Genomic DNA, 24,883 nt, shown 5'->3' with positions numbered 1-24,883 from the left:
CATAGCTTCATTTGCCATTTTGATGCTGTGTGTGCCCGCATCCTTCAAGAGTTTTTATGCCAGCCATCGATCATCCGCTGATAGACCAGTTTCTCGACGCCCTGTGGCTGGAGAAGGGCCTGTCCGATAACACCCGCGATGCCTATCGCAGTGACCTGGCGCTGTTCAACGGTTGGCTGCAGGAAAACCACCTGGAACTGATCAATGCCGGCCGGGAGCTGATCCTCGATCACTTGGCGTGGCGCCTGGAGCAGAACTACAAACCGCGCTCGACGGCTCGGTTTCTCTCCGGCCTGCGTGGGTTCTATCGCTATTTGCTGCGGGAAAAGCTGATCGCGGTGGACCCGACCTTGCGCGTGGAAATGCCGCAATTGGGGCGTCCATTGCCCAAGTCCCTCTCGGAAGCCGATGTGGAAGCGCTGCTGGCGGCACCCGACCTCAGCGAAGCCATCGGTCAGCGCGACCGGGCCATGCTGGAAGTCTTGTACGCTTGCGGCCTGCGGGTCACCGAGTTGATCAGCTTGACGCTGGAGCAGGTCAACCTGCGCCAGGGCGTGCTGCGTGTGATGGGCAAAGGCAGCAAGGAGCGCCTGGTGCCGATGGGTGAGGAAGCGATCGTCTGGGTCGAGCGCTACATGCGCGATGCCCGCCACGAACTGCTGGGCGGGCGCCCCAGCGACGTGCTGTTCCCCAGCCTGCGCGGCGAGCAGATGACCCGCCAGACCTTTTGGCACCGGATCAAGCACCAGGCCAAGGTGGCCGGGATCAACAAATCCCTCTCGCCCCACACCCTGCGCCATGCCTTCGCCACGCACCTGCTCAACCACGGCGCCGACCTGCGGGTGGTACAGATGCTGCTCGGCCACAGCGACCTCTCCACCACCCAGATCTACACCCACGTCGCCCGGGCACGGCTGCAGGACCTGCATGCCAAACACCACCCTCGCGGTTGAATGAAATCCCCTGTGGGAGCGAGCTTGTGGGAGCAAGGCTTGCCCGCGATGAACGATAACGCGGTGTAGTTGTTACACCGCGGCGCGGCCATCGCGGGCAAGCCTTGCTCCCACAGGACAGCTCCCACAGAAAAGCCTGCATCAATCTTCAAAGCGTCTTGCATCAGCGGCATTCGGTCACGCGGGCCTTATGTGGTAGGCTTTCCCGGTTTGCACAGTGGGCGGTTGGAACCCGAATCTGCGGGTCGGCGTTTCCCGTCTCATTTGTTCGCCTCAGGAGTCCCCATGCGTTTGATCCAGATGTTCACCGCCGCCGCCATTGCGCTGGCCAGTACCTTTGCCATCGCCGACGACGCGGCCGACAAGGCTATCCGCAAGAGCCTGGAAAACCTTCAGCTCGAAGTGCCGATCGAAACCATCTCGGCCAGTCCCATGGCCGGCCTGTATGAGATCAAGCTCAAGGGCAGCCGCGTGCTTTACGCCAGCGCCGACGGTCAGTACATCGTCCAGGGCAACCTGTTCGAGCTCAAGGACGGCAAGCCGGTCAATCTCACCGAGATGACCGAGCGCCAGGGCATTTCCAAGTTGATCAACGGCATTCCAGTCGCTGAAACCGTGGTCTATCCGGCGATTGGCGAAACCAAGTCGCACATCACCGTGTTCACTGACACCACCTGCCCGTATTGCCACAAGCTGCACGCCGAAGTGCCGGAGCTGAACAAGCGCGGCATCGAAGTGCGCTATGTTGCGTTCCCGCGCCAGGGCCTGGGCTCGCCGGGCGATGAGCAGTTGCAGGCGGTCTGGTGCTCCAAGGACAAGAAAGCGGCCATGGACAAGATGGTCGATGGCAAGGAAATCAAGGCCGCCAAGTGCGAGAACCCGGTTTCCAAGCAGTTCGCCCTTGGCCAGTCCATTGGAGTGAACGGCACGCCGGCCATCGTTTTGGCTGACGGCCAGGTGATTCCGGGCTACCAGCCGGCGCCACAAGTCGCCAAACTGGCCCTGGGCGCAAAATGATCATGGGCGATCCGCTTCTGAAGATCACGGCTCGGCGAAAACCTTCGTCGGGCCGTTAAACACAAAGTCGCGTTGCTGCGCGGCTGTATTTCACGGCCGACCTTGCGTCGGCCGTTTCATGGGGAGTCAAGAGTGAATCCGGTCAAAGTAGGCATCTGTGGGTTAGGTACCGTCGGTGGCGGCACCTTCAACGTACTTCAGCGCAACGCCGAGGAAATTGCTCGTCGTGCCGGGCGTGGGATCGAAGTGGCACAAATTGCCATGCGCACGCCAAAGCCTCAGTTCCAGACGACCGGTATTGCGATTACCAACGATGTCTTCGAAGTGGCCACGAACCCTGAGATCGACATCGTCATAGAGCTGGTCGGCGGCTACACCGTTGCCCGTGAGCTGGTACTCAAGGCCATCGAGAATGGCAAGCATGTGGTCACCGCGAACAAGGCGCTTATCGCTGTTCACGGTAATGAAATTTTCGCCAAGGCCCGCGAGAAGGGCGTGATCGTGGCTTTCGAAGCCGCCGTGGCCGGTGGCATCCCGGTGATCAAGGCGATCCGCGAAGGCCTGTCGGCCAACCGCATCAACTGGGTCGCGGGGATCATCAACGGCACCGGTAACTTCATCCTCACCGAGATGCGCGAGAAGGGTCGCACCTTCGAAGACGTGCTCGCCGAAGCCCAGGCCCTGGGCTACGCAGAGGCTGATCCGACGTTCGACGTGGAAGGCATCGACGCAGCGCACAAGCTGACGATCCTGGCCTCCATTGCGTTCGGCATTCCGTTGCAGTTCGACAAGGCCTACACCGAAGGCATCACCAAGCTGACCACCGCTGACGTGAACTACGCCGAAGCCTTGGGCTATCGCATCAAGCACCTGGGCGTGGCGCGCAGCACCGCCAACGGCATCGAGCTGCGCGTGCACCCGACCTTGATCCCGGCCGATCGCCTGATCGCCAACGTCAACGGCGTGATGAACGCGGTGATGGTCAACGGCGACGCCTCCGGCTCGACGCTGTTCTACGGCGCCGGTGCGGGCATGGAGCCGACGGCCTCCTCGGTGATCGCCGACCTGGTGGACGTGGTTCGCGCCATGACCTCGGACCCGGAAAACCGTGTGCCACACCTGGCCTTCCAGCCAGACTCGCTGTCGGCTCACCCGATTCTTCCGATCGAGGCATGCGAAAGCTCCTACTACCTGCGCATCCAGGCCAAGGACCATCCAGGTGTGCTGGCCCAAGTGGCGAGTATCCTTTCGGAACGCGGCATCAACATCGAGTCGATCATGCAGAAGGAAGTCGAGGAACACGACGGCCTGGTGCCGATGATCCTGCTGACCCACCGTGTGGTCGAGCAGCGCATCAACGACGCGATTGCGGCGCTGGAAGCGCTCCAGGGTGTCGTTGGCCCGGTGGTCCGTATCCGCGTCGAACATTTGAATTAATTTAGCGGCAAGCGGTAAGTTGCAGGCTGCGAACGAAGGCAAACTTGCCTTTGAGTGTGTCGCCTGCAGCTTCAACGCTTGAAGCCCAAACCGAAGGTTTGCCCCATGCGCTATATCAGCACCCGCGGCCAGGCACCGGCCCTGAATTTCGAAGATGTCCTCCTGGCCGGCCTGGCCACGGACGGCGGTCTCTATGTGCCGGAAAACCTGCCGCGCTTCACCCAGGAAGAAATCGCTTCCTGGGCCGGCCTGCCGTATCACGAGCTGGCGTTCCGGGTCATGCGCCCGTTCGTCACCGGCAGCATCCCGGACGCCGATTTCAAGAAAATCCTCGAAGAGACCTATGGCGCCTTTTCCCACAACGCCATCGCACCGCTGCGTCAGCTCAACGGTAACGAATGGGTCATGGAGCTGTTCCACGGCCCCACCCTGGCGTTCAAGGACTTCGCCCTGCAATTGCTCGGTCGCCTGCTGGACTACGTGCTGCAAAAGCGTGGCGAGCGTGTGGTGATCGTCGGTGCCACTTCTGGCGACACCGGTTCGGCGGCCATCGAAGGCTGCAAGCATTGCGAGAACGTCGACATTTTCATCCTGCACCCGCACAACCGGGTTTCGGAAGTGCAACGTCGGCAGATGACGACGATTTTCGGCGATAACATCCACAACATCGCCATCGAAGGCAACTTCGATGACTGCCAGGAAATGGTCAAGGCCAGTTTCGCCGACCAGAGCTTCCTCAAGGGCACGCGGCTGGTGGCGGTGAACTCGATCAACTGGGCGCGGATCATGGCCCAGATCGTTTATTACTTCCACGCGGCCCTGCAATTGGGCGGCCCGGCCCGCTCCGTGTCGTTCTCGGTGCCGACCGGCAACTTCGGCGATATCTTCGCCGGCTACCTGGCGCGCAACATGGGTCTGCCGATCAATCAATTGATCGTCGCCACCAACCGCAACGACATCCTGCACCGCTTCATGAGCGGCAACCAGTACGTCAAGGAAACCCTGCACGCCACCCTGTCGCCGTCGATGGATATCATGGTGTCGTCGAACTTCGAACGCCTGCTGTTCGACCTGCACGGTCGCAATGGTGCGGCGATTGCCGGCCTGATGGACAGCTTCCGCCAGGGCGGCGGTTTCAGCGTCGAGCCTGAGCGCTGGACCGAAGCCCGCAAGTTGTTCGACTCCCTGGCCGTGGACGATGAGCAGACTTGCGAAACCATCGCCGAGGTGTTCGAGCAGAGCGGTGAGTTGCTCGATCCGCACACGGCCATCGGTGTCAGGGCCGCTCGTGAGTGCCGTCGTAGCCTGGACATCCCGATGGTGATCCTGGGCACGGCTCACCCGGTCAAGTTCCCGGAAGCCGTGGAGAAAGCCGGTGTAGGAAAAGCGCTTGAACTACCTGCACATCTTTCTGATTTGTTTGAGCGAGATGAGCGTTGCACCGTGTTGCCCAACGACTTGAAGGCTGTGCAGGCCTTTGTCAGCCAGCATGGCAACCGCGGCAAGCCGCTCTGAGCGCGTAAACCTGTCACATTTTGAAGCCCGTCTCCTGACGGGCTTTCTTGTTTCTGCATGCCAAACTGGTCGGGTTTTCGCCCTTGGAGGAACGGGCGAGTCATCTCGAAGGAAATGCAGATGTCGTTTTTTAGCAAAGGCAAGCCAGCCTTGGGCTGGGTAATGGGCCTGGCCCTGATGTACTGGGCGCAAGGGGGCGATGCGGCGCAGTTGGCGGCTTTCGAAACGCCGCCGTTCAATCCTGGCGAGCGGCTGGTATTGGATGCGCAGGAATTGAAGTGGATCAAGGATAACCCCCGCGTCATCGTGGCCACGATGCAGTTTCCGTTGTACCTGTTCAAGGATGAGCTGGGGCAGTGGAGCGGTCTGAACCACGACATTCTCCAACGCATTACGCAAATGACGGGCCTTGAGTTCGTGCATCGGGAGTCGTTCTCCCCCGGCGAGTTGCTGACGCTGCTGGAAAACAGCGAAGCCGACATGACAACCCTCCTGGCGATGAATGATGAACGCAGGGATTTCCTGAGTTTCAGCCATGCATTTGGTGGCTCGGGCTGGGTATTTGTTGGCCGTGACGGAGAATCGATCCTCCATTCGCTGGAGCAGCTGGAAGGGAAGGTCCTGGCGTTGCCGGCGCGGCATGCCTTGGAAGCGGAGATCAGGCGCGACTACCCGGCCATCAAATTGCGCACGACCAAGACCTATGGCGAAGCGCGGGCATTGGTCGAGAGCCGGGAAGCCTATGCCACCATCGAAAATGAAACCGGGGTGCATCTCTATCCGGCGGGTCAATTGCAAGTAGGCAGGGGCCTGGAGGGCAAGTGGGAACCCGATTACCTCGCGGTACGCCAAGACCTGACCGTGCTGCTGGGTATCTTGAATAAAGCGCTGGAAGCCTTCCCGGCCAAGGACATGCGCGCGCTGCGTTCCAAATGGGTGGCCGGTATCACACCCGTCCAGGCGCCATCGATCTGGGAGCGGGTGTCCCGCTGGGGTTACTGGTGCGTGGTCGTGGTCGTGGTGTTCGGCCTCCTGTCCCTGCTATGGAACCGCCGCCTGCAGATACAGATCGATCAGCGCCTCAAGGCCGAGGCGATCCTCAAGGACCAGTTGATGCTCCAGCGGGCCTTGATGGATGCCATTCCCGACCCGATTTTCATCCGGGATCTGGAAGGGCGCCTGATCATGTGCAACAAAAGCTACGAGGACCAGTTTGCGACCCGCTTCGAAAAGCTGCGGGGCACGCGGCTGACAGATTCGGCGGCATTCCCACCGGCCACCGCCGAGTTGCTCCATGGGGAGGTGATGGAGCAATTGCGCACCGGCCAGTCTCGGTTCGTCGACCGGCAATTGATGTTCAGCAGCGGCTTGCGGGAAATCTATCATTGGTCGGTACCCTTTTATGGAGCCGACGGGCAGTTACGCGGCATTCTGGGGGGCTGGACCGATGCCGGGCGTCGGTGGCGCCGTTGCGACAAGTTGATGGCCTGACGCCGACCGTCACCACGCCAAGGTTTCAAGAAAAGGCTGTTGTTTGCCTGTCATATTGGGCGCGCATGCTCGGTTGAACAGGTTGAAGGCGTGCCGGTTCGGTGCGCTGACGAACTTTCTGCTGCGGCTCACGGTCACTTACTGTGAACATGCAGTTGTTTTCGGACTATTGAAGGGTGAGCGAATGGAAAGTATCAGCCTATTGCTGGGTGAGGCTTTGAGCCCGTATCAGGTCACGCTGACTCCCTCCGGCGCCAAGGGCGAATGCCTGGTGACGCTGAAGAATGCCTCCGGGGCCATCATGGTCGAGCGAGTGTTCAATCAGGCCCAATTGACCGACAAGCGTCAGTTGACGGATGTGGTCGATGGCCTGCATCGCGATGTGCTGATTGCCGAGGGGCGCCTGGAGCCCTGTGTGATTGCGGCGCTGCGCAATCTGGCGCGCGACAAGGTCATGGTCGGGGCGAATTGACTGGGGTTTTGTGGGAACCTTCCTACGTCCTGATGAGTCAGACTCTTTACCAACAAGAGCGAGCATTGTGCTCCGGTGCTTGTCGCTTGTTGTACGGACCATGAGTGGTCACGTTTAACCCCGAGTCGTCTCCCCACTTCTCGGGGTTTCTTTTTGCCTGGCTTTTGTGGTTTTAGCGTGGTTTGTCAGGTGTTGGCGCCGTTGTGGGAGCAAAGCTTGCTCGCGAGGCGGCCTGACAGCCGGCCTGGTTCTCCCGGTCGTACACCCATCAGATCTGTTTGAGCAGGACCTGTGGGAGCAAAGCTTGCTCGCGAGGCGGCCCGACAGCCGGCCTGATTCTCCCGGATGAAGCCAAGCTTAATGTGGGAGCGAGCTTGCTCGCGATTGCGGTGTGTCAGTCAGCATCAAATCGATTGAACGGACGCTATCGCGAGCAAGCTCGCTCCCACAGTTTGATCTTCAGTGACTGCCCGTTGCGGTGTGTCAAATGGCCCCGTCACTGCGCAGCTTGGCGATCTGCTGTGCATCGTAGCCAAGTTCGCCGAGCACTTGTGCGTTGTGTTCACCCAGCGCCGGCCCGACCCATTCGGAGGTGCCCGGGGTGTCGGAGAGCTTCGGTACGATCCCCGGCATCTTGAATGCCTTGCCGTCGGGCAACTTGGCCTGCAGGAACATTTCACGGGCCAGGAACTGCGGGTCGCTGAACATATCCTCGGCGCTGAAGATCCGACTGGCCGGCACTCCGGCCTGGTTCAGTTGGTCGATAACGCTGTCGAGCGGCAGCGAGTTGACCCAGCGATCGATGACGCCGTACAGCTCGTCACGTCGGCTGTCACGGCCATCGTTGCTGGCCAGTTGTGGGTCATTGGCCAGGTCGTCACGGCCGATGATCTGCATGAAGCGCTTGAAGATCGCGTCGCCGTTGGCCCCAATCTGCACGTGCTTGCCGTCAGCGCTGGTGTGGATGGACGAGGGGGTGATGCCGGGCATGATATTGCCGGTGCGCTCGCGGATGAAGCCGAACACGTCGAACTCCGGCACCATGCTTTCCATCATGGCGAAAATCGCCTCGTACAAGGCCACGTCCACCACTTGCCCGGTTCCGCCATTGATCTCGCGGTGACGTAGGGCCATCAATGCGCCGATCACGCCCCAGAGCGCGGCGATGGAGTCGCCGATGGAAATCCCGGTGCGCACCGGCGGGCGGTCTTCGAAGCCGGTGATGTAGCGCAGGCCGCCCATGGACTCGCCCACCGCACCAAACCCCGGTTGATCTTTCATCGGCCCGGTCTGGCCGAAGCCCGAAAGCCGCACCATCACCAGTTTCGGGTTCAGTGCGTGCAATACATCCCAGCCCAGGCCGAGCTTTTCCAGTACGCCGGGGCGGAAATTCTCGATCAGGATATCGGCTTCGCCAATCAGTTTTTTCAGGATCGCCAGGCCTTCAGGGTGCTTGAGGTTCAAGGTCAGGGACTTCTTGTTGCGAGCCTGGACGAACCACCACAGCGAGGTGCCTTCGTACAGCTTGCGCCACTTGCGCAGGGGGTCGCCGCCGTCGGGCGATTCGACCTTGATGACTTCGGCACCGAATTCACCGCAGATGCGCGAGGCGAAGGGCCCGGCGATCAAGGTGCCGAGTTCGATGACTTTGACACCGGCAAGGGGTTTGGCAGTAAGCGACATGACAGATCCTGTAGGACAAAGGCAGAACGAATAGAGCGTTTTATCATAGGCCAAGGTCAGTCGCCGCAGGTTGATGGTCGGCAATTCGTGGATTGCCCGCGTCATCGGTTAGACTTGCCGCCTTTCCTCGTATCAAGAAGCCCGTTCATGGCCCAGCCGTCCACGACTTACAAGTTTGAACTGAACCTCACCGATCTCGACCGCAATGTGTATGAGAATGTGAAGCAGACCATCGCCCGCCACCCTTCGGAAACCGAAGAGCGCATGACTGTGCGCCTGCTGGCTTACGCGTTCTGGTACAACGAGCTGCTGGCGTTTGGTCGTGGTCTGTCAGACGTCGACGAGCCTGCGCTGTGGGAAAAAAGCCTGGATGACCGTGTGCTGCACTGGATCGAAGTCGGCCAGCCGGATGCCGATCGCCTGACCTGGTGCTCGCGCCGGACCGAGCGCACCAGCCTGCTGGCTTACGGCAGCCTGCGGGTCTGGGAAGGCAAGGTGATCCCGGCGGTCAAGAACCTGAAAAACGTCAACATCGCCGCGGTGCCCCAGGAAGTGCTAGAAACCCTGGCCCAGGACATGCCCCGGGTGATCAAGTGGGATGTGATGATCAGCGAGGGCACGATTTTCGTGACCGACGACCGTGGCCAGCATGAAGTCCAGCTGCAATGGTTGCTGGGCGAGCGTGGTTGAGCCATTGACCCGGTATTGAATGAGCCATTGTGGGAGCGAGCTCTCCTTGCCACAATCTTCACGATTTCCAGAGAAAACTTTGTCACCCCATGCGCATAGAACCCCGCCAACTGCCCGACACCCTGCCATTCCTCGGTGACCTGCCGCCCCTGTTGACCCGCCTGTACGCAGCGCGTGGCGTGCAGTCCGAGGCTGAACTGGACAAGAGTCTGGCGCGCTTGATTCCCTTCCAGCAGCTCAAGGGGATCGACGCCGCGGTGGATCTGCTGGTGACGGCGCTGGAGCAACGCCAGCGCATCCTGATCGTGGGCGACTTCGATGCCGATGGCGCGACCGCCAGCACCGTGGGCATGCTCGGGCTGCGCCTGCTCGGTGCGGCCCATGTCGATTACCTGGTGCCCAATCGCTTCGAATATGGCTACGGGCTGACCCCGGAAATCGTCGAAGTCGCCCTGGCTCGCGAACCGCAGTTGCTGATCACTGTGGATAACGGTATTTCCAGCGTGGAAGGCGTGGCGGCGGCGAAAGCGGCGGGACTTCAGGTGCTGGTCACCGACCACCACTTGCCCGGCCTCGAGCTGCCGGCAGCCGATGCCATTGTCAATCCGAACCAGCCGGGCTGCGAGTTTCCGAGCAAGGCCTTGGCCGGTGTCGGCGTCATTTTTTATGTGCTGATGGCCCTGCGGGCGCGTCTGCGCAGCCTGGGGTGGTATGCCAGCACACCTCAGCCGAACATCGGCGAATTGCTCGACCTGGTGGCCCTGGGCAGCGTGGCCGACGTGGTGCCCCTGGACGCGAATAACCGGATCCTGGTGCACCAGGGCCTGGAACGGATTCGCGCCGGACGTGCCCGGCCCGGCATCAAGGCTATTCTGGAAGTGGCCAAGCGCGATGCGTCACGGATTACCTCCACCGACCTTGGTTTTATCCTCGGGCCGCGTCTGAATGCGGCAGGGCGCCTGGACGACATGAGCCTGGGCATCGAATGCCTGCTCACCAACGATCCGGCCCTGGCGCGGGAGATGGCGGCGCAACTGGACGGCATGAACCAGGACCGCAAGTCCATCGAGCAGGGCATGCAGCGCGAAGCCCTGGCCCAGCTCAAGGACCTGCCGGTGGAGTCGATGCCATTCGGTTTGTGCCTGTTCGATCCGCAGTGGCACCAGGGAGTCATCGGCATTCTCGCCTCGCGAATGAAAGAGCGCTATTTCCGTCCGACCATTGCTTTTGCCGATGCCGGGGACGGTTTGCTCAAGGGCTCGGGTCGCTCGGTGCCGGGCTTTCACATTCGCGATGCGCTGAGCGTGGTGGCGGCGCAGCATCCCACCCTGATCAGCAAGTACGGTGGTCACGCCATGGCGGCGGGGCTGACGCTGCCGGAGGCTAATTTTCCGTTGTTCGCCGAAGCGTTCGATGCGGAAGTGCGCCGGCAGTTGCGCGAAGAAGACCTGACCGGCCGGCTGTTGTCGGATGGCACCCTGGCGGTGGAGGAGTTCCACCTGGAGCTGGCCCGGGCACTGCGCCACGCCGGCCCCTGGGGCCAGCATTTTCCTGAGCCGATGTTCCACGGCCTGTTCCAGTTGGTCGAACAGCGCGTGGTGGGCGAACGGCACCTGAAGGTCATCCTCAAGAGCGAGTGCGGCTCGGTGAAGCTCGATGGCATCGCCTTTGGCATCGACCGCGAGATCTGGCCCAACCCTACCGTGCGCTGGGTGGAACTGGCCTACAAGCTCGACCTCAACGAGTTCCGCGGCCAGGAAACGGTGCAGTTGATGATTGCCCATATCGAGCCGCGGTAGCCGATACGCCGATCGGCCTTTGTGGCGAGGGTCGCCTTAAGTGAACTGCAGTGCGCCACACCGTCGGTTTTTAAGTTCTGAACCCTCCGTCCTTGCGGGTTGTCGACTAGGCTCTAAGCACTGCTTGATAGCCCTTGTGACGTCTTGTCGAATTTTTTGCCCGCGGGGGCGGGTGTTGCACCTTTTGTCACTCGTCGACTTTTCAAACAGAACCCTGGAGCCTGCCCACTGATTCGAGAGGTGCCCCATGAGTCTGCTGCTGGAACCCTATACCCTTCGCCAATTGACCCTGCCCAATCGCATCGCGGTATCGCCGATGTGCCAGTATTCGAGCACCGATGGCCTGGCCAACGATTGGCACCTGGTGCACTTGGGCAGCCGTGCCGTGGGCGGTGCCGGCCTGGTGTTCACCGAAGCCACCGCCGTCACCGCCGACGGTCGCATCACCGCCCAGGACCTGGGGCTGTGGAATGATGAACAGATCGAACCCTTGCAACGCATCACCCGGTTCATCACCGCCCAAGGGGCCGTGCCGGGCATACAACTGGCCCATGCCGGACGCAAGGCCAGCACCTGGCGACCCTGGCTGGGCAAGCATGGCAGCGTAAAACCGGCGGACGGCGGCTGGGTTCCGGTCGGCCCGTCGCCGATTGCCTTCGACCCGCAACACACCCCGCCGGTGCAGTTGGACGAAGGGCAGATCGCCGATGTGATCCAGGCCTTCGTGGATTCGGCCAAGCGCGCCCTCACGGCCGGCTTCAAAGTGGTCGAGGTTCACGCTGCCCATGGTTATCTGCTGCATCAATTCCTCTCGCCGTTGAGCAATCAGCGCCGCGATCAATACGGCGGCTCGTTCGAGAATCGCATCCGCCTGGTGCTGCAAGTCACCGAAGCGGTGCGGGCCGTATGGCCTGAAGAACTGCCGGTGTTCGTTCGCGTTTCCGCCACCGATTGGGTCGAGGACGGGTGGAACCCGGACGAAACCGTGGAGCTGGCGCGGCGATTCAGGGCCCTGGGGGTGGATTTGATCGACGTGTCATCAGGTGGCACGGCGGCCAATGCGGAAATTCCCACCGGCCCGGGTTACCAGACACGCTTTGCCGAGCGGGTGCGCAAGGAGTCGGAAATCGCCACCGGCACCGTCGGCATGATCACCGAACCGGCCCAGGCCGAACACATCCTGCGCACCTGCCAGGCCGATATCATCTTCCTGGCGCGCGAATTGTTGCGCGATCCGTACTGGGCCCTGCATGCCGATGATGACCTGGGCGGCCGCAAGGCCACGTGGCCGGCGCAGTACCAGCGGGCAACGCATCGGGACCAGCCGATTCATGAGTCGGATTTGCGCGATTGAGTGCTTGGTAAAACAAAAAGCCCCGGTCGTCATTGGCCGGGGCTTTTTGTTTGTTTGAAAAAAATTGGTGCTTGTACCGGCCTCATCGCGAGCAGGCTCGCTCCCACAGTGGATCTGTTGTGTGGCGTGGATAGCGTTCACAACAAGGCTCAATGTGGGAGCGAGCCTGCTCGCGAAGGCGTCATCCCTGACGCAGCAGGGCTCAGGGATATTTGCGCTTATCCGGCGCTGGCGGGAAGTACTGGTACAACCAGGTCTCGCTCAAGGTGCGGTCCTTGGTGCGAATGAACAGGCGCATCTGCACCGGCTCCACACTGTCGTCGGTCGGGTACCAGTCGAAGGTGATGCGGTAGCCCTTGATTGCATCCATCACCAGCACGTTGAAGTCTTTCACTTCACCGTGGGAACAGGTCACCACCGGTTCGATGCCGGTGCCCGGCGGCAGTTGGTCGAGGCCGCCGCCGCTGAAGTCCACGGCAAAACGACGGGCCCAGACGGTCGGGTAATGCTCGCCCGGGGCCCAGCCTTCGATGAAACCGCCCATGCCTGAGCGGGTGGCGTCGACGTGGGCCAGGTCCGTGCTGACTGGCGGCAGCGCGCTCCAGTAGAGCTTGTAGCCATAGTTCAGCGAGTCGCCGGCGGCCACCGGTTTTTTCGGCGTCCAGAACGCGACAATGTTGTCCAGGGTTTCGCCGGTGGTAGGAATCTCCAGCAGGTCGACCGAGCCTTCGCCCCAGGCCGTCGTCGGTTCGACCCACAGGCTTGGGCGCTTGCTGTACCAGTCCACGGTGTCCTGGTAGCTGGCAAAGTCGTGGTCGGTCTGTACCAGGCCGAAACCTTTCGGGTCCTTGTCGGCGAAGGCGTTGAATTGCAGGGTGGCGGGGTTGTTCAACGGACGGCACACCCATTCGCCATTGCCGCGCCACATGGCCAGCCGGTCGGAATCGTGGATTTGCGGGTGAATGGTGTCGCACATGCGCCGTTCGACGGTGCCACAGCTGAACATACTGGTCATGGGCGCGATACCCAGCTGCTCGATTGCGGTACGGGCATTGATGTGCGCGTCGATCTCCATCACCACCCGGGTCGGCTGGCAATCGATGTCAAACCGATAGGCACCGGTGGCGCTGGGGGAGTCGAGCAGGGCATAGACCACGAACCGGGTGCTGTTCTTTTCCGGGGTTTCGAACCAGAACTTGGTGAAGTCCGGGAACTCCTCACGCTTCTTCGCATAGGTGTCGATGGCCAGGCCGCGGGCCGATAGCCCGTACTGGCCGCTGGCATCCACGGCGCGGAAGTAGCTGGCCCCCAGAAACGAAACGATGTCGTGCCGGTCCAGCTCCGGCGCCTTGAAGACGCGGAAGCCGGCGAAACCCAGGTCACCCTTCAATTGCGCGGTGTTGACCGTGGTTTTCTGATAGTTGAACAGTTCCGGGCGGAAGTGCACCTCACGGGCCATACGCGTCTTCGGATCGAGGCTGTACATGCGCACCGGCTGCTTGAAGCCCATGCCGACATGGAAGAACTGCGCGTCCAGTTGCCGCCCGTCGAGGTCATTCCACAGCGAGTGGTTGACGTCGTACTGGATGGCGTTGAACTGCAACGGCGACATCTGGGCCAAGGTTTCTGGCAGGACTTGCTTGGTGTCGACATAGCGGCTCTCGGCCAGCCGCCGGGCTTGATCTTTCAAACCGTTGAAGTCGAAAGGACGGGCTTCGCCGTCGGCGGTCTGATCGGCGGCCCAGGCGCGTGCGGCCATGAGTCCGGAGGCCGATAGCCCAGTGTAGGCGGCGAAGGCCATGGAGGCCTTGAGCAGATTCCTGCGGTGCATAAATACAACCTTTCTCGAAACAGTCCCGAGCCGATCCTGGCAACAGAGACTGATAAGGGAGTTCGGACATGCCATTGGCCAAACGCGACGAACGTTAAAACAGATGCCTGAGAGCTGGATCGGTTCACCGAGGGGCAAAATCATAGGGGAAATAAGGGCTTTGAGAGAAAGGAAAGCGTGGCTTGGTCAAATTTTCTTACAGTTATTTCTTTTTTTATGTCGATTCCGACTTTTTTTGACTAATTACTCTAAAACTCCCTTTTCACGCTTTGAATCCTCCCTATTCTTTAGCGTGATAGGCGATCTGGCCCGGATTCAGACGGCGCTATCAGGTCAACCTCGACGTAAAGAAGGACAACTCATGACAAAAATACAGGGCATTACCGAAATGCTGGGGATCTTTCCAGGCCTGACCAACCCGCGCAGGACACGCCGGCTCAGCCTGGAAGAATTGAGACTGGTAGAGCGCTATCGGGAGTTGTCGGAAAACGACCGCATCGCCATGCGCTATCTGGTGGATGCGATGCGCAGTGTTTCGCGGTTTTGAAGCGTGGCGCAGGTGAGCGGTCGGGGCGGGGAGCACCGGCCTACATCACTCCACCGACCAGTCCTGGAGGCGTTCGGTGCGCTGGTGCAGTATCCGCAGGACCTGCAGTTGTCCATGCTTGAGCCGGTAGGGGGCTACGAATGGGTAGCGCGTCAGTACCAGCTCTCGAATATCAGGAGCGACTGACGGACGCCCCGAGCCGGGAAAGCGTTGCAGTTGGCGCAGTGTCTCCAGGATGGCGCTGATGACATCATCGGCGCCTTCTGCACCGATGGCGCTTTGGTAATGTTCGTGGATCGAGTCGAGGTCACTCTGTGCTTTGTCGGTCAGTACGATGCTCGGCACGTTTTGCCCACTTAGCCTTCACGGCGTCCAGATCGGTCAGGTTTCCAGCGTCGGCATCGGCTATGCCTTCGCTGATGGCTTGCAGATGCCAGGATTCGGCCTCCACATATCGGACCAATGCACGCTTGAGGTGATACTGACGGTCGCGGTCGGTGGCGGCAGCCAGCAAGTCCAGCTGTTGGGCCAGACCTTCTTCCACACGAAAGGACAAAACGGGCGAGGCCATGGCTGATCTCCAGGGTGTATACGTTGTAGACACCCTAGGTGCTGCCAGGATTTCCGTCAACCGGCGAGCGTGCACCGATCGACGAAAACCTTAGCAGGACGAACGCAGGGCAAGCGCAGGCATGTGTTGCCAAGGTTGTCTTGTCGTCAATGCTTGAACATCACATGCCGCACTACCGTGTAATCCTCCAGTCCATACATGGACATGTCCTTGCCATAGCCGGAACGTTTCTGACCGCCATGGGGCATTTCGCTGACGAGCATGAAGTGGGTATTCACCCAGGTGCAGCCATATTGCAGGCGTGCCGACAGACGATGGGCTCGGCCGATGTCGGCGGTCCATACCGATGAGGCCAGGCCGTAGTCCGAATCGTTGGCCCACGCCAGCACTTGTGCCTCGTCGAGGAACGGCGTGACGGACACCACAGGCCCGAAGACTTCCCGACGGACGATTTCGTCATCCTGCTGGGCGTCGGCCAACACCGTCGGCTCGAAGAAGAACCCGTTGCCGTCCACGGCCTTGCCGCCGGTGATCAGGCGAATATGCGGCTGGGCAATGGCCCGTTCGACAAAACCGGCCACGCGGTCGCGGTGCTGGGCGGTGATCAGTGGGCCCATCTCGGTGTCTGGCGCGGTTTGCGGGCCGTACTTGATACTGCCCACCGCGGCGCCGAGCTTCTCGACGAACTGGTCGTAGATGCCTTGCTGGGCATAGATGCGGCAGGCTGCGGTGCAGTCCTGGCCGGCGTTGTAGAAACCGAAGGTACGGATGCCTTCCACGGCCGCGTCAATGTCGGCGTCGTCGAAAATGATCACCGGGGCCTTGCCGCCCAGCTCCATGTGCATGCGCTTGACGCTGTCGGACGTGCTGGAAATGATGTTCGAGCCGGTGGCGATGGAGCCGGTCAGCGACACCATGCGCACTTTCGGGTGGGTGACCAGCGGGTTGCCGACGGTTTGCCCACGACCGAATATCACGTTGAGCACGCCAGCTGGGAAAATTTCCGACGCCAGTTCTGCCAGGCGCAGCGCGGTCAGCGGAGTCTGCTCCGATGGCTTGAGCACCACGGTATTACCGGCGGCCAGGGCCGGGGCGATTTTCCAGGCGACCATCATCAACGGGTAGTTCCACGGCGCGATGGAGGCGATGACGCCCACCGGGTCGCGGCGGATCATCGAGGTATGCCCCGGCAGGTATTCACCGCCCGCCGAACCACTCATGCAGCGGCTGGCGCCGGCAAAGAAACGGAACACGTCAGCAATCGCCGGGATCTCGTCATTCAGTGCGGCGCTCAAGGGTTTGCCGCAGTTGTCCGACTCCAGCTTCGCCAGTTCCTCGCCGTGGGCTTCGATGGCATCGGCCAGCTTGAGCAGCAACAGCGAACGGTCCTTGGGCGGCACTTGCGACCAAGACTCGAAGGCGGTGTCGGCGGCGCGCACGGCGGCATCGACCTGGGCCTCGCTGGCTTCATTGATTTCCACCAGCACCCGGCCCAGCGCCGGGTTGAACACCGCTTGGCCAGGGCCTTCGCCGTTCACCAGGTGGCCGTTGATCAGCAGTTTGGTTTGCATAGCATTGTCCTCATCGAAGCAGTCTTGTGTCTGCTGGAACCGATCCCTGTGGGAGCGAGCTTGCTCGCGATAACGGTCTTACAGTCGACATCTGTGTTGAATATTTGTCAGTCATCGCGAGCAAGCTCGCTCCCACAAAAAGCCCTTCTACTTCCCGCCGCTACCGGCCACGCTCTCTCCGCCTCGGGTCAGGTAATACGCGCCCAATATCGGCAACATCGTGACCATCATCACCAGCATTGCCACCACGTTGGTCACTGGTACATCGCGAGGGCGGCTGAGTTGGTTGAGCAGCCACAGCGGCAGCGTGCGTTCGTGGCCGGCGGTGAAGGTGGTGACGATGATCTCGTCGAATGACAGCGCAAACGCCAGCATTCCGCCGGCCAGCAACGCCGAGCCGAGGTTGGGCAAGATGATGTAGCGAAAGGTCTGCCAACCGTCGGCCCCCAGGTCCATCGAAGCCTCGATCAGGCTGTGGGAGGTACGGCGCAGGCGGGCGATGACGTTGTTGTAGACGATCACCACGCAAAAAGTGGCATGGCCGACGATGATGGTGAACATGCCGGGCTCGATGCCCAGGGTCTTGAAGGTCGCCAGCAGCGCAATGCCGGTGATGATGCCCGGCAAGGCAATCGGCAGGATCAGCATCAGCGAAATGCCTTGCTTGCCGAAGAAATCGCGCCGGTACAGCGCCGCCGAGGCCAGCGTGCCAAGCACCATGGCGATCAGCGTGGCGATGGCTGCGACCTGCAACGACAGCTTGATCGCCTCCAGCACATCCGGGCGCGCGAAGGCGACGCTGAACCACTTCAGGGTCAGGCCCTTGGGCGGGAAGCTGAACGCGGCGTCCTCGGTATTGAAGGCGTAGAGGAAGATGATCAGGATCGGGAAATGCAGGAACACCAGCCCGCCCCACGCCGCGATCCGCAAGCCCCACGAGGCCCGGTCTTGAGAGTCAGAGTGCATCGAAAGCCCCCAGGCGCTTGACGATAGACAGGTAGATGGCGATCAGCACGATGGGCACCAGGGTGAACGCCGCGGCCATGGGCATGTTGCCGATGGCGCCTTGCTGGGCGTAGACCATGCTGCCGACGAAGTAGCCCGGCGGGCCCACCAGTTGCGGCACGATGAAATCCCCCAGGGTCAGCGAGAAGGTGAAGATCGAGCCGGCGGCGATGCCGGGGATCGACAGCGGCAGGATCACCTGCATGAACGTCTGGTGTGGCCTGGCGCCCAGGTCTGCCGAGGCTTGCAGCAACGATGGCGGCAGGCGCTCCAGGGACGCCTGGATCGGCAGGATCATGAACGGCAGCCAGATGTAGACGAATACCAGAAAACGCCCCAGGTGTGAGGTGGACAAGGTGCTGCCACCCACGCCCGGGATTCCCAGCACGAACTGCAACACCGGCCCCAGGCCCAGGTGCTGGACGAACCACTGCGCCACGCCACCCTTGGCCAGCAGCAGCGTCCAGGCATAGGCCTTGACGATATAGCTGGCCCACATCGGCAGCATCACCGCGATGTAGAAAAACGCCTTGGTCTTGCCACTGGTGTAGCGCGCCATGTAGTAGGCAATCGGGAACGCGACGATGGCGCTGGCGATGGACACCGCTATCGCCATGCCCAGGGTGCGCAAAATGATGTCGAAGTTCGACGGTTGGAACAGCGCCGCGAAATTCGCCAGGGTCAGGTCCGGCGTGACCGCCATGGTGAAGTCGTCGAAGGTGTAGAAACCCTGCCACAGCAAGGTCAGCAGCGAGCCCAGGTAGATCGCGCCGAACCAGATCAGCGGTGGCACCAGCAACATCGACAGGTACAGGTTGGGGCGCCGGTACAGCAGGTTGGAAAATCGTCGCAACGGTGAACCGGGTGTGGGCGTTTGAGCGATGGCCAGGGTGTTCATCTCACACCTCGCCACTGACAGTGTCGTGCAGCGCGACCATCGCCTCCCGCGCCCAGCGTACGCTCAGGTGCTGGCCGGTCTGGTGCTGGGCTGTGTTGTCGAGCCACTGGGTGTTGGCCTGGCTGAGGTTCAGGGTCTGGCCGTTGGCAAGTTTCAACTCGTAGCGTGTGGCGCTGCCCTGGTACTGAATGTCGTGCAGCAGGCCGTGGACTTCGATCTCACCACTGGCCAACGGACCTTCGGCGAAACGCACGTGTTCCGGGCGAATCGAGAACGGTTGTGGATAACCGCTCAGTTCCCGGGCCAGCTCGCCACGGATCACGTTGGAGGTGCCGACGAATTCGGCGACGAAGGTGGTCGCCGGTTTCATGTACAGGTTGCGTGGGGTATCGACTTGTTCGATGCGGCCCTTGTTGAACACCGCCACGCGGTCGGACATCGACAGCGCTTCGGTCTGGTCGTGGGTGACGAAAATGAAGGTGATGCCCAACTGGCGTTGCAGCTTCTTCAATTCGCCCTGCATTTGCTCACGCAGCTTCAGGTCGAGGGCGCCCAAGGGTTCATCGAGCAGCAACACCCGCGGGCGATTGACCAGCGCGCGGGCCAAGGCCACGCGTTGGCGCTGGCCGCCGGAGAGCTGCACCGGCTTGCGTTCGCCGTAGCCGCCCAGGGCAACCATCTCCAGCGCTTCGTCAGCGCGCTGGATGCGCTCGGCCTTGGCGACGCCTTTGACTTTCAGACCGTAGGCCACGTTGTCGCGCACGTTCATATGGGGGAAGAGGGCGTAATCCTGGAACACCGTGTTGACGTCCCGTTGGTACGGCGCAAGCCCGGTGGCCTCTTCGCCGTGGATGCGGATCGAGCCGGCACTGGGTTGTTCGAACCCGGCGATCAGTCGCAGGCAGGTGGTCTTGCCCGAACCGGACGGGCCCAGCATGGAAAAGAACTCGCCGTCCTGGATGTCGATGCAAACCCGGTCAACGGCCTTCACATCGCCGAACTGACGGGATACCTGGGTGAATTGGACTGCAAGCGTCATGGTGCGGGGCTCCAAAAAGTGCGACTTCTATTGGATCGTGGGTGGGTTGCCGTGCACCAGACCTGTGAGAGCAACGCTATGGGAGCAAAGCTTGCTCGCGATACAGGCGCCTCGGTTCCCCGGGAGACCGCATCATCTTCATCGCAGGCAAGCCTTGCTCCCACACAGTGAACTACACCGACTGATTGGGCTTAGCGCCCGCCCATGATCGCAATGTAGTCCTGGGTCCAGCGGCTGTACGGCACGAACTTGCCGCCCTCGGCCTGTGGGGTTTTCCAGAAGGCGATCTTGTCGAACTGATCGAAACCGTTGGTCTTGCAGCCTTCGGCGCCCAGCAGTTCGCTGCCCTTGCACGCCGCGGGCACCGCCGGCAACGAGCCGAACCACGCCGCCACGTCACCCTGGACTTTCGGTTGCAGCGACCAGTCCATCCACTTGTACGCGCAGTTGGGGTGCTTGGCCTCGGCGTGCAACATCGTGGTGTCGGCCCACCCGGTGGCGCCTTCTTTCGGAATGGTCGAGGCGATCGGTTGCTTCTCGTTCATCAGGCCGTTGACCTGATATGGCCAGGCGCCAGAGGCCACCACGCCTTCGTTCTTGAAATCGCTCATCTGCACGGTGGTGTCGTGCCAGTAGCGGTGGATCAGCGGCTGCTGGGCCCGCAGCAATTCCAACACGGCCTTGTACTGGGCTTCGTCGAGTTGGTATGGGTCCTTGATGCCCAGCTCAGGCTTGGCGGTCTTGAGGTAGAGCGCCGCGTCGGCGATGTAGATCGGGCCATCGTAGGCTTGCACGCGGCCTTTGTTCGGCTTGCCGTCGGGCAGGTTCTGGGCGCTGAACAGCACGCTCCAACTGGCGGGCGCCTGCTTGAACACGTCGGTGTTGTACATCAGCACGTTCGGGCCCCACTGGTACGGGGTGCCGTAGGTCTGCTGGTTGACCACGTACCACGGTGCATCCTTGAGGCGCGGGTCGAGGTTTTTCCAGTTGGGGATCAGCGCGGTGTTGATCGGCTGCACGCGCTTGCCGGCAATCAGCCGCAACGAGGCGTCGCCCGAGGCGGTGACCAGGTCGTAGCCGCCCTTGGTCATCAGGCTGACCATTTCGTCGGACGTAGCGGCAGTTTTCACATTGACCTTGCAACCGGTTTCCTTCTCGAAACCGGTGACCCAATCGTAGGCCTTGTCGCTTTCGCCGCGTTCGATGTAACCCGGCCAGGCGACGATATCCAGTTGGCCCTCACCGGCGCCAACGGCCTTGAGCGGTTCGGCGGCCTGGAGGCTGACGCTGGTCAGCAGCGCCGTGGTGATTGCACTGAGCAATACGGTCTTGTGCGCGTACATGGAAATCCCTCTTGCTTTAATTATGGTCGGGGCAGTGTTCGAACAGGGTGAAGCGCCATGGATGGCCTGTTATTAGAGTAGTGCTGTTATCTACAGATGCTGGCCGTGGCGGGCCATGATGTGGCGCACCACGCTGTAGTCCTGGAGCGAATCGCTGGATAGGTCTTTGCCGTAGCCCGAACGTTTCAGGCCGCCGTGGGGCATTTCGCTGACCAGCATGAAATGGCTGTTGATCCAGGTGCAGCCGTATTGCAGCCGCGCCGCCACTTGCATGGCCTTGTCGAGGTTCTGGGTCCATACCGAAGAAGCCAGGCCGTATTCGGAATCGTTGGCCCAGTCCACCGCCTGGCTGAGTTCGTCGAAGCGGGTCACGGTGACGACCGGGCCGAACACTTCGCGCTGGACGATTTCATCGCTTTGCTTGCAGCCGGCCAGCAGCGTGGGTTGGTAGTAGAAACCGGCGCCGGAATGCACCGCCGCGCCGGTAATGCGTTCGATGTGTGGCTGGCCGAGGGCGCGCTCGACAAAACTGGCGACCCGGTCGCGCTGGCGGGTGCTGATCAGCGGGCCGATCTCATTGTCGGCGTCGCGCTTGCCGGCAAAGCGCAGGCTGCTGACCGCCGCGCCGAGTTCGGCCACCAGGCGGTCGTGAATCGCGCCTTGGGCGTAGATCCGACACGCCGCCGTGCAATCCTGCCCGGCGTTGTAATAACCATAGGTGCGCACGCCTTCGACCACGGCCTGGATGTCGGCGTCGTTGCACACGATCACCGGCGCCTTGCCGCCCAGTTCCAGGTGCGTGCGCTTGAGGGTTTTCGCCGCTGCCTGGAGGATCTTCTGCCCGGTGACGATATCGCCGGTCAACGAGACCATGCGCACTTTGGGATGGCTGACCAGATGGCTGCCCACACCTTCGCCGCCCCCGCAGAGGATGTTGATCACGCCCCGTGGCAGGATCTGGGCCAGTGTCGGCGCCAGGGCCAGGATCGACAGCGGTGTGTGTTCCGACGGCTTGAACACCAGCGTATTACCGGCAGCCAGGGCCGGGGCGATTTTCCACGCGGCCATCATGATCGGGTAATTCCACGGTGCAATGGACGCCACCACGCCAATCGGGTCGCGGCGCACCATGCTGGTGTAGCCGGGCAGGTATTCGCCACTGAGCTGGCCGGTCTGGCAGCGCACGGCGCCAGCGAAGAAACGGAATACATCCACCGTCGCACTGAGGTCGTCCTGGCGCGCCAGGTGCAGCGGCTTGCCGCAGTTCAGGGATTCGAGGCGGGCCAGCTCATCGGCGTTCTTTTCGATGGCGCTGGCGATGTCCAGCAGCAGGTTAGAGCGTTGTTGCGGCGTGGTGCGCGACCAGCCGTCGAAGGCCTGGTGGGCGGCGAGGATCGCGGCTTCGACCTGCTCGGTACTGGCCTCGGCGATGTGAGCCACCACTTCGCCAGTGGCCGGGTTGAGGATCGGCTCGACAATGCCTTCACCGGGAACCAGTTCCCCGTCGATCAGCAACGCGGTGCACAACGGGGTTTGCGTACCAGCCATTTTTATAGGTCTCAGTTGAAACAAAGAACCTGTGGGAGCGAGCTTGCTCGCGATAGCGGTTTGTCAGTCGAATCTATGTTGCCTGACCCACCGCTATCGCGAGCAAGCTCGCTCCCACAGGAAAGAGGCGTGCAGTCAGATTAGTGCTCAGATCCGAGGCCGACAAATTCGAAATACTCAAGGCTGTATTCGATTAAATAGATGGCTTTCGTCCGCCATGGGGTTGTTCCCGGGCGACGGCCAGGAACGGGTCGACCGACGCCGGTCGCGCCGTGCCCCGGCGCCAGGCCAGGCCGACGTCGAGGGTCTGGTTGAGGTCGGCAATCGGTCGCGCTTCGATGATGTCGCCTTCCAGCGACCAAGGGCGGTAGGTCATGTCCGGCTGGATCGACACCCCCAAGCCTGCCGCCACCAGGCTGCGCACCGCTTCGGTCGAGGCGGTGCGCAGGGTGACCCTGGGTTGCAGACCGGCACCGCGCCACAGGCGCTGGGCGTTGCGGTCCATTTCATCGACGTTCAGCTGGATCAGCGGCTCGCGGGCCACGTCGGCCAGGTTGATGCTGTCGTGTTCCAGCAGCGGGTGCTGCGCTGGCAGCCACAAACGGTGTGGTGAATGCGTCAGCACTTCGGTCTGCAAGGCGTGGCGGTCTTCCAGGTTGGACAGGATCAACACCCCGACGTCGATTTCGCCGCTGACCAGCAAATGCTCGATATACGGCCGCTCGTCCTCCATCACCCGGATCTCCACGTTGGGATAGGCGCGCTGGAAACGGGTCAGCAGGTCCGCCAGGTAATAGCCGGCGACCAGGCTGGTGACGCCGATGGTGACCTGGCCGGCGACCTGGTCGGTGCTCTGTTGCAGGCTGCGCTTGGCGTTGTCGACGGTGGCCAGGATCAAATGGGCCTGGCGCAGGAATTGATGACCCTGATGGGTCAGGGTCATGCCCTTGGCGTGGCGGTTGAACAGGCTGACGCCGATTTCCTGCTCCAGTTGCTGGATGGCCAGGGTCAAGGTCGACTGGGAAATGAACGCCGTTTGCGCAGCGGCAGAGATGGAGCCGGTTTCGGCCACGGCGATGAAATGGCGGATCTGGCGCAGGGTCATCATGGTCGAATATCCGGTGGGCGGTTTTATCGATGTACTGGAGTGTATATCGTTTTTTTTGAATGGAAGGGGAGTGTGTCTTGGAATGAGCCAGGCAACATCTGGAAGCAATCTCGCCAACGGCGCCGGGGCACTTTCGATCTAGGCTGGTGGCCTTACGTTGACCCGAAATGTGGAGACAACAAATGAACACCCGTGGATTGCTCGATCAGCTTCTCAAGTCCGGCCAGGAAATGTTGCAGAACAAGGCTGGCGGGTCCCAAGGCAAGTCCTCCGGCGGTCTGGGCGGTTTGCTCGGCGGCTCCGGCAACCTTGGCGGGATGCTTTCCGGTGCGGGCGGCGGCGCTCTGGCCGCCGGGGCCATGGGCCTGTTGCTGGGCAACAAGAAAGCCCGCAGCTTCGGTGGCAAGGCCCTGGCCTATGGTGGTCTCGCGGCCTTGGGCGTGATCGCCTACAAGGCCTACGGCAATTGGCAGGCCCAGCAAGGCACCGCGCCGAAAACCGAACCGCAGACCCTCGACCGCGTGCCCCCGGCGCAGGTCGAGCAGCACAGCCAGGCGATCCTCAAGGCGCTGGTGGCGGCGGCCAAGGCCGACGGCCATGTGGACGAGCGCGAGCGGCAGTTGATCGAAGGCGAATTCACCAAGCTCGACAACGACCAGGAACTGCAACACTGGCTGCACGCCGAACTCAACAAGCCCCTGGACCCCACCGACGTCGCCCGCGCTGCCAGCACCCCGGAAATGGCGGCGGAAATGTACATCGCCAGCGTGATGCTGGTGGACGAGGAAAACTTCATGGAGAAGTCCTACCTCGATGAACTGGCGCGCCAACTCAAGCTGGAGCCGGGGCTGAAGGTGGAGTTGGAGAAACAGGTGCGCCAGGCGACTGTATAGATCAGTCCCACCTCATTCCCTGTGGGAGCGAGCTTGCTCGCGATGGGGTTCGGTCAGTCACAGCCGCGTGGTCTGACACGCCGCTATCGCGAGCAAGCTCGCTCCCACGGGGGCATTG

The 24,883-nt window shown here is 61.6% G+C and carries 22 protein-coding genes; 11 read left to right on the top strand and 11 right to left on the bottom strand.

Annotated elements, in window-relative coordinates; translation table 11 throughout:
- Positions 1–56 precede the first annotated feature (56 nt).
- The 6 genes from xerD (at position 57) to F7R20_RS13600 (ending at position 6,885) form a co-directional block, all read left to right on the top strand.
- Positions 57–953 (top strand): site-specific tyrosine recombinase XerD, encoded by an 897-nt coding sequence (xerD, locus tag F7R20_RS13630; RefSeq protein ID WP_003198093.1) that lies wholly within the window; start codon positions 57–59, stop codon positions 951–953.
- A 285-nt stretch (positions 954–1,238) separates the two neighbouring features.
- The gene (locus tag F7R20_RS13620) at positions 1,239–1,970 is read left to right on the top strand and encodes a DsbC family protein (protein WP_003198095.1); all 732 of its coding nucleotides are present in this window, start codon (positions 1,239–1,241) and stop codon (positions 1,968–1,970) included.
- A 132-nt stretch (positions 1,971–2,102) separates the two neighbouring features.
- On the top strand, positions 2,103–3,407 hold the full coding sequence (locus F7R20_RS13615; RefSeq protein ID WP_003198098.1) for a homoserine dehydrogenase: 1,305 nt from the start codon (positions 2,103–2,105) through the stop codon (positions 3,405–3,407).
- Positions 3,408–3,512: 105 nt separating this feature from the next.
- Positions 3,513–4,922 (top strand): threonine synthase, encoded by a 1,410-nt coding sequence (gene thrC / locus F7R20_RS13610; RefSeq protein WP_003198101.1) that lies wholly within the window; start codon positions 3,513–3,515, stop codon positions 4,920–4,922.
- A gap of 120 nt (positions 4,923–5,042) precedes the next feature.
- A complete protein-coding gene (locus F7R20_RS13605; RefSeq protein ID WP_013692360.1) occupies positions 5,043–6,413 on the top strand; it encodes a transporter substrate-binding domain-containing protein in 1,371 nt (456 codons plus the stop codon).
- 184 nt (positions 6,414–6,597) lie between these two features.
- Complete coding sequence (locus F7R20_RS13600) at positions 6,598–6,885, top strand: DUF3509 domain-containing protein (RefSeq protein WP_003198105.1); 288 nt, start codon at positions 6,598–6,600, stop codon at positions 6,883–6,885.
- 483 nt (positions 6,886–7,368) lie between these two features.
- Here F7R20_RS13600 and F7R20_RS13590 read toward each other — a convergent pair whose 3' ends face one another.
- Positions 7,369–8,568, bottom strand: a complete 1,200-nt coding sequence (locus F7R20_RS13590; protein ID WP_003198107.1) for a CaiB/BaiF CoA transferase family protein — start codon at positions 8,566–8,568, stop codon at positions 7,369–7,371.
- A 147-nt stretch (positions 8,569–8,715) separates the two neighbouring features.
- Between F7R20_RS13590 and F7R20_RS13585 the strand changes: the two genes are divergently transcribed.
- The 3 genes from F7R20_RS13585 to F7R20_RS13575 all read left to right on the top strand — a co-directional run bounded on the left by F7R20_RS13585 (position 8,716) and on the right by F7R20_RS13575 (position 12,411).
- On the top strand, positions 8,716–9,258 hold the full coding sequence (locus F7R20_RS13585; protein ID WP_003198109.1) for a YaeQ family protein: 543 nt from the start codon (positions 8,716–8,718) through the stop codon (positions 9,256–9,258).
- 89 nt (positions 9,259–9,347) lie between these two features.
- Positions 9,348–11,057, top strand: coding sequence for a single-stranded-DNA-specific exonuclease RecJ (recJ, locus tag F7R20_RS13580; RefSeq protein ID WP_003198111.1), 1,710 nt, complete (start codon positions 9,348–9,350; stop codon positions 11,055–11,057).
- 247 nt (positions 11,058–11,304) lie between these two features.
- Positions 11,305–12,411: an NADH:flavin oxidoreductase/NADH oxidase gene (locus F7R20_RS13575; protein WP_003198112.1), complete on the top strand. Its 1,107-nt coding sequence runs from the start codon at positions 11,305–11,307 to the stop codon at positions 12,409–12,411.
- 202 nt (positions 12,412–12,613) lie between these two features.
- Here F7R20_RS13575 and F7R20_RS13570 read toward each other — a convergent pair whose 3' ends face one another.
- A complete protein-coding gene (locus tag F7R20_RS13570; RefSeq protein ID WP_003198114.1) occupies positions 12,614–14,242 on the bottom strand; it encodes a glucan biosynthesis protein D in 1,629 nt (542 codons plus the stop codon).
- A gap of 361 nt (positions 14,243–14,603) precedes the next feature.
- Here F7R20_RS13570 and F7R20_RS13565 point away from each other — a divergent pair, with 361 nt between their 5' ends.
- Positions 14,604–14,789 (top strand): hypothetical protein, encoded by a 186-nt coding sequence (locus F7R20_RS13565; RefSeq protein WP_003198116.1) that lies wholly within the window; start codon positions 14,604–14,606, stop codon positions 14,787–14,789.
- A 45-nt stretch (positions 14,790–14,834) separates the two neighbouring features.
- Here the strand turns inward: F7R20_RS13565 and F7R20_RS13560 are convergent, their stop codons facing one another.
- From F7R20_RS13560 to F7R20_RS13515, 9 genes are all read right to left on the bottom strand, one after another.
- Positions 14,835–15,134, bottom strand: a complete 300-nt coding sequence (locus F7R20_RS13560) for a type II toxin-antitoxin system RelE/ParE family toxin (protein WP_003198117.1) — start codon at positions 15,132–15,134, stop codon at positions 14,835–14,837.
- Positions 15,097–15,360, bottom strand: coding sequence for a CopG family ribbon-helix-helix protein (locus F7R20_RS13555; RefSeq protein WP_003198119.1), 264 nt, complete (start codon positions 15,358–15,360; stop codon positions 15,097–15,099). The genes F7R20_RS13560 and F7R20_RS13555 overlap by 38 nt, the downstream gene beginning before the upstream one ends.
- A gap of 146 nt (positions 15,361–15,506) precedes the next feature.
- Entirely contained in the window at positions 15,507–16,931 is a 1,425-nt protein-coding gene (locus F7R20_RS13550) for a gamma-aminobutyraldehyde dehydrogenase (RefSeq protein WP_003198121.1), read from the bottom strand.
- A 147-nt stretch (positions 16,932–17,078) separates the two neighbouring features.
- Positions 17,079–17,897 (bottom strand): ABC transporter permease, encoded by an 819-nt coding sequence (locus F7R20_RS13545; RefSeq protein ID WP_003198122.1) that lies wholly within the window; start codon positions 17,895–17,897, stop codon positions 17,079–17,081.
- Positions 17,887–18,834, bottom strand: a complete 948-nt coding sequence (locus F7R20_RS13540) for an ABC transporter permease (RefSeq protein WP_003198123.1) — start codon at positions 18,832–18,834, stop codon at positions 17,887–17,889. The genes F7R20_RS13545 and F7R20_RS13540 overlap by 11 nt, the downstream gene beginning before the upstream one ends.
- Before the next feature lies 1 nt (position 18,835).
- Positions 18,836–19,873 carry an ABC transporter ATP-binding protein gene (locus tag F7R20_RS13535; RefSeq protein ID WP_003198125.1) on the bottom strand — a complete coding sequence of 346 codons (1,038 nt, stop codon included), beginning with the start codon at positions 19,871–19,873 and terminating at the stop codon, positions 18,836–18,838.
- 191 nt (positions 19,874–20,064) lie between these two features.
- On the bottom strand, positions 20,065–21,216 hold the full coding sequence (ydcS, locus tag F7R20_RS13530) for a putative ABC transporter substrate-binding protein YdcS (RefSeq protein WP_003198128.1): 1,152 nt from the start codon (positions 21,214–21,216) through the stop codon (positions 20,065–20,067).
- A 90-nt stretch (positions 21,217–21,306) separates the two neighbouring features.
- The gene (locus F7R20_RS13525) at positions 21,307–22,764 is read right to left on the bottom strand and encodes a gamma-aminobutyraldehyde dehydrogenase (protein ID WP_003198130.1); all 1,458 of its coding nucleotides are present in this window, start codon (positions 22,762–22,764) and stop codon (positions 21,307–21,309) included.
- Between the two features lie 193 nt (positions 22,765–22,957).
- Positions 22,958–23,872 carry a LysR family transcriptional regulator gene (locus F7R20_RS13515; protein ID WP_003198132.1) on the bottom strand — a complete coding sequence of 305 codons (915 nt, stop codon included), beginning with the start codon at positions 23,870–23,872 and terminating at the stop codon, positions 22,958–22,960.
- A gap of 182 nt (positions 23,873–24,054) precedes the next feature.
- Here F7R20_RS13515 and F7R20_RS13510 point away from each other — a divergent pair, with 182 nt between their 5' ends.
- A complete protein-coding gene (locus F7R20_RS13510) occupies positions 24,055–24,765 on the top strand; it encodes a tellurite resistance TerB family protein (protein WP_003198134.1) in 711 nt (236 codons plus the stop codon).
- Positions 24,766–24,883: the final 118 nt, after the last annotated feature.

Origin of the sequence: Pseudomonas brassicacearum subsp. brassicacearum (assembly GCF_008801605.1) — a bacterium.
GTDB lineage: Bacteria > Pseudomonadota > Gammaproteobacteria > Pseudomonadales > Pseudomonadaceae > Aquipseudomonas > Aquipseudomonas brassicacearum.
This window is presented reverse-complemented; position numbering and strand designations above follow the sequence as displayed.

What these genes read in the sequence shown, in the direction of transcription:
- xerD (WP_003198093.1), top strand. Translation starts at nt 57, where the DNA reads ATGCCAGCCATCGATCATCCGCTGATAGACCAGTTTCTCGACGCCCTG.
- F7R20_RS13620 (WP_003198095.1), top strand. Translation starts at nt 1,239, where the DNA reads ATGCGTTTGATCCAGATGTTCACCGCCGCCGCCATTGCGCTGGCCAGT.
- thrC (WP_003198101.1), top strand. Translation starts at nt 3,513, where the DNA reads ATGCGCTATATCAGCACCCGCGGCCAGGCACCGGCCCTGAATTTCGAA.
- F7R20_RS13605 (WP_013692360.1), top strand. Translation starts at nt 5,043, where the DNA reads ATGTCGTTTTTTAGCAAAGGCAAGCCAGCCTTGGGCTGGGTAATGGGC.
- F7R20_RS13600 (WP_003198105.1), top strand. Translation starts at nt 6,598, where the DNA reads ATGGAAAGTATCAGCCTATTGCTGGGTGAGGCTTTGAGCCCGTATCAG.
- F7R20_RS13590 (WP_003198107.1), bottom strand. Translation starts at nt 8,568, where the DNA reads ATGTCGCTTACTGCCAAACCCCTTGCCGGTGTCAAAGTCATCGAACTC.
- F7R20_RS13585 (WP_003198109.1), top strand. Translation starts at nt 8,716, where the DNA reads ATGGCCCAGCCGTCCACGACTTACAAGTTTGAACTGAACCTCACCGAT.
- recJ (WP_003198111.1), top strand. Translation starts at nt 9,348, where the DNA reads ATGCGCATAGAACCCCGCCAACTGCCCGACACCCTGCCATTCCTCGGT.
- F7R20_RS13575 (WP_003198112.1), top strand. Translation starts at nt 11,305, where the DNA reads ATGAGTCTGCTGCTGGAACCCTATACCCTTCGCCAATTGACCCTGCCC.
- F7R20_RS13570 (WP_003198114.1), bottom strand. Translation starts at nt 14,242, where the DNA reads ATGCACCGCAGGAATCTGCTCAAGGCCTCCATGGCCTTCGCCGCCTAC.
- F7R20_RS13565 (WP_003198116.1), top strand. Translation starts at nt 14,604, where the DNA reads ATGACAAAAATACAGGGCATTACCGAAATGCTGGGGATCTTTCCAGGC.
- F7R20_RS13555 (WP_003198119.1), bottom strand. Translation starts at nt 15,360, where the DNA reads ATGGCCTCGCCCGTTTTGTCCTTTCGTGTGGAAGAAGGTCTGGCCCAA.
- F7R20_RS13550 (WP_003198121.1), bottom strand. Translation starts at nt 16,931, where the DNA reads ATGCAAACCAAACTGCTGATCAACGGCCACCTGGTGAACGGCGAAGGC.
- F7R20_RS13545 (WP_003198122.1), bottom strand. Translation starts at nt 17,897, where the DNA reads ATGCACTCTGACTCTCAAGACCGGGCCTCGTGGGGCTTGCGGATCGCG.
- F7R20_RS13540 (WP_003198123.1), bottom strand. Translation starts at nt 18,834, where the DNA reads ATGAACACCCTGGCCATCGCTCAAACGCCCACACCCGGTTCACCGTTG.
- F7R20_RS13535 (WP_003198125.1), bottom strand. Translation starts at nt 19,873, where the DNA reads ATGACGCTTGCAGTCCAATTCACCCAGGTATCCCGTCAGTTCGGCGAT.
- ydcS (WP_003198128.1), bottom strand. Translation starts at nt 21,216, where the DNA reads ATGTACGCGCACAAGACCGTATTGCTCAGTGCAATCACCACGGCGCTG.
- F7R20_RS13525 (WP_003198130.1), bottom strand. Translation starts at nt 22,764, where the DNA reads ATGGCTGGTACGCAAACCCCGTTGTGCACCGCGTTGCTGATCGACGGG.
- F7R20_RS13515 (WP_003198132.1), bottom strand. Translation starts at nt 23,872, where the DNA reads ATGATGACCCTGCGCCAGATCCGCCATTTCATCGCCGTGGCCGAAACC.
- F7R20_RS13510 (WP_003198134.1), top strand. Translation starts at nt 24,055, where the DNA reads ATGAACACCCGTGGATTGCTCGATCAGCTTCTCAAGTCCGGCCAGGAA.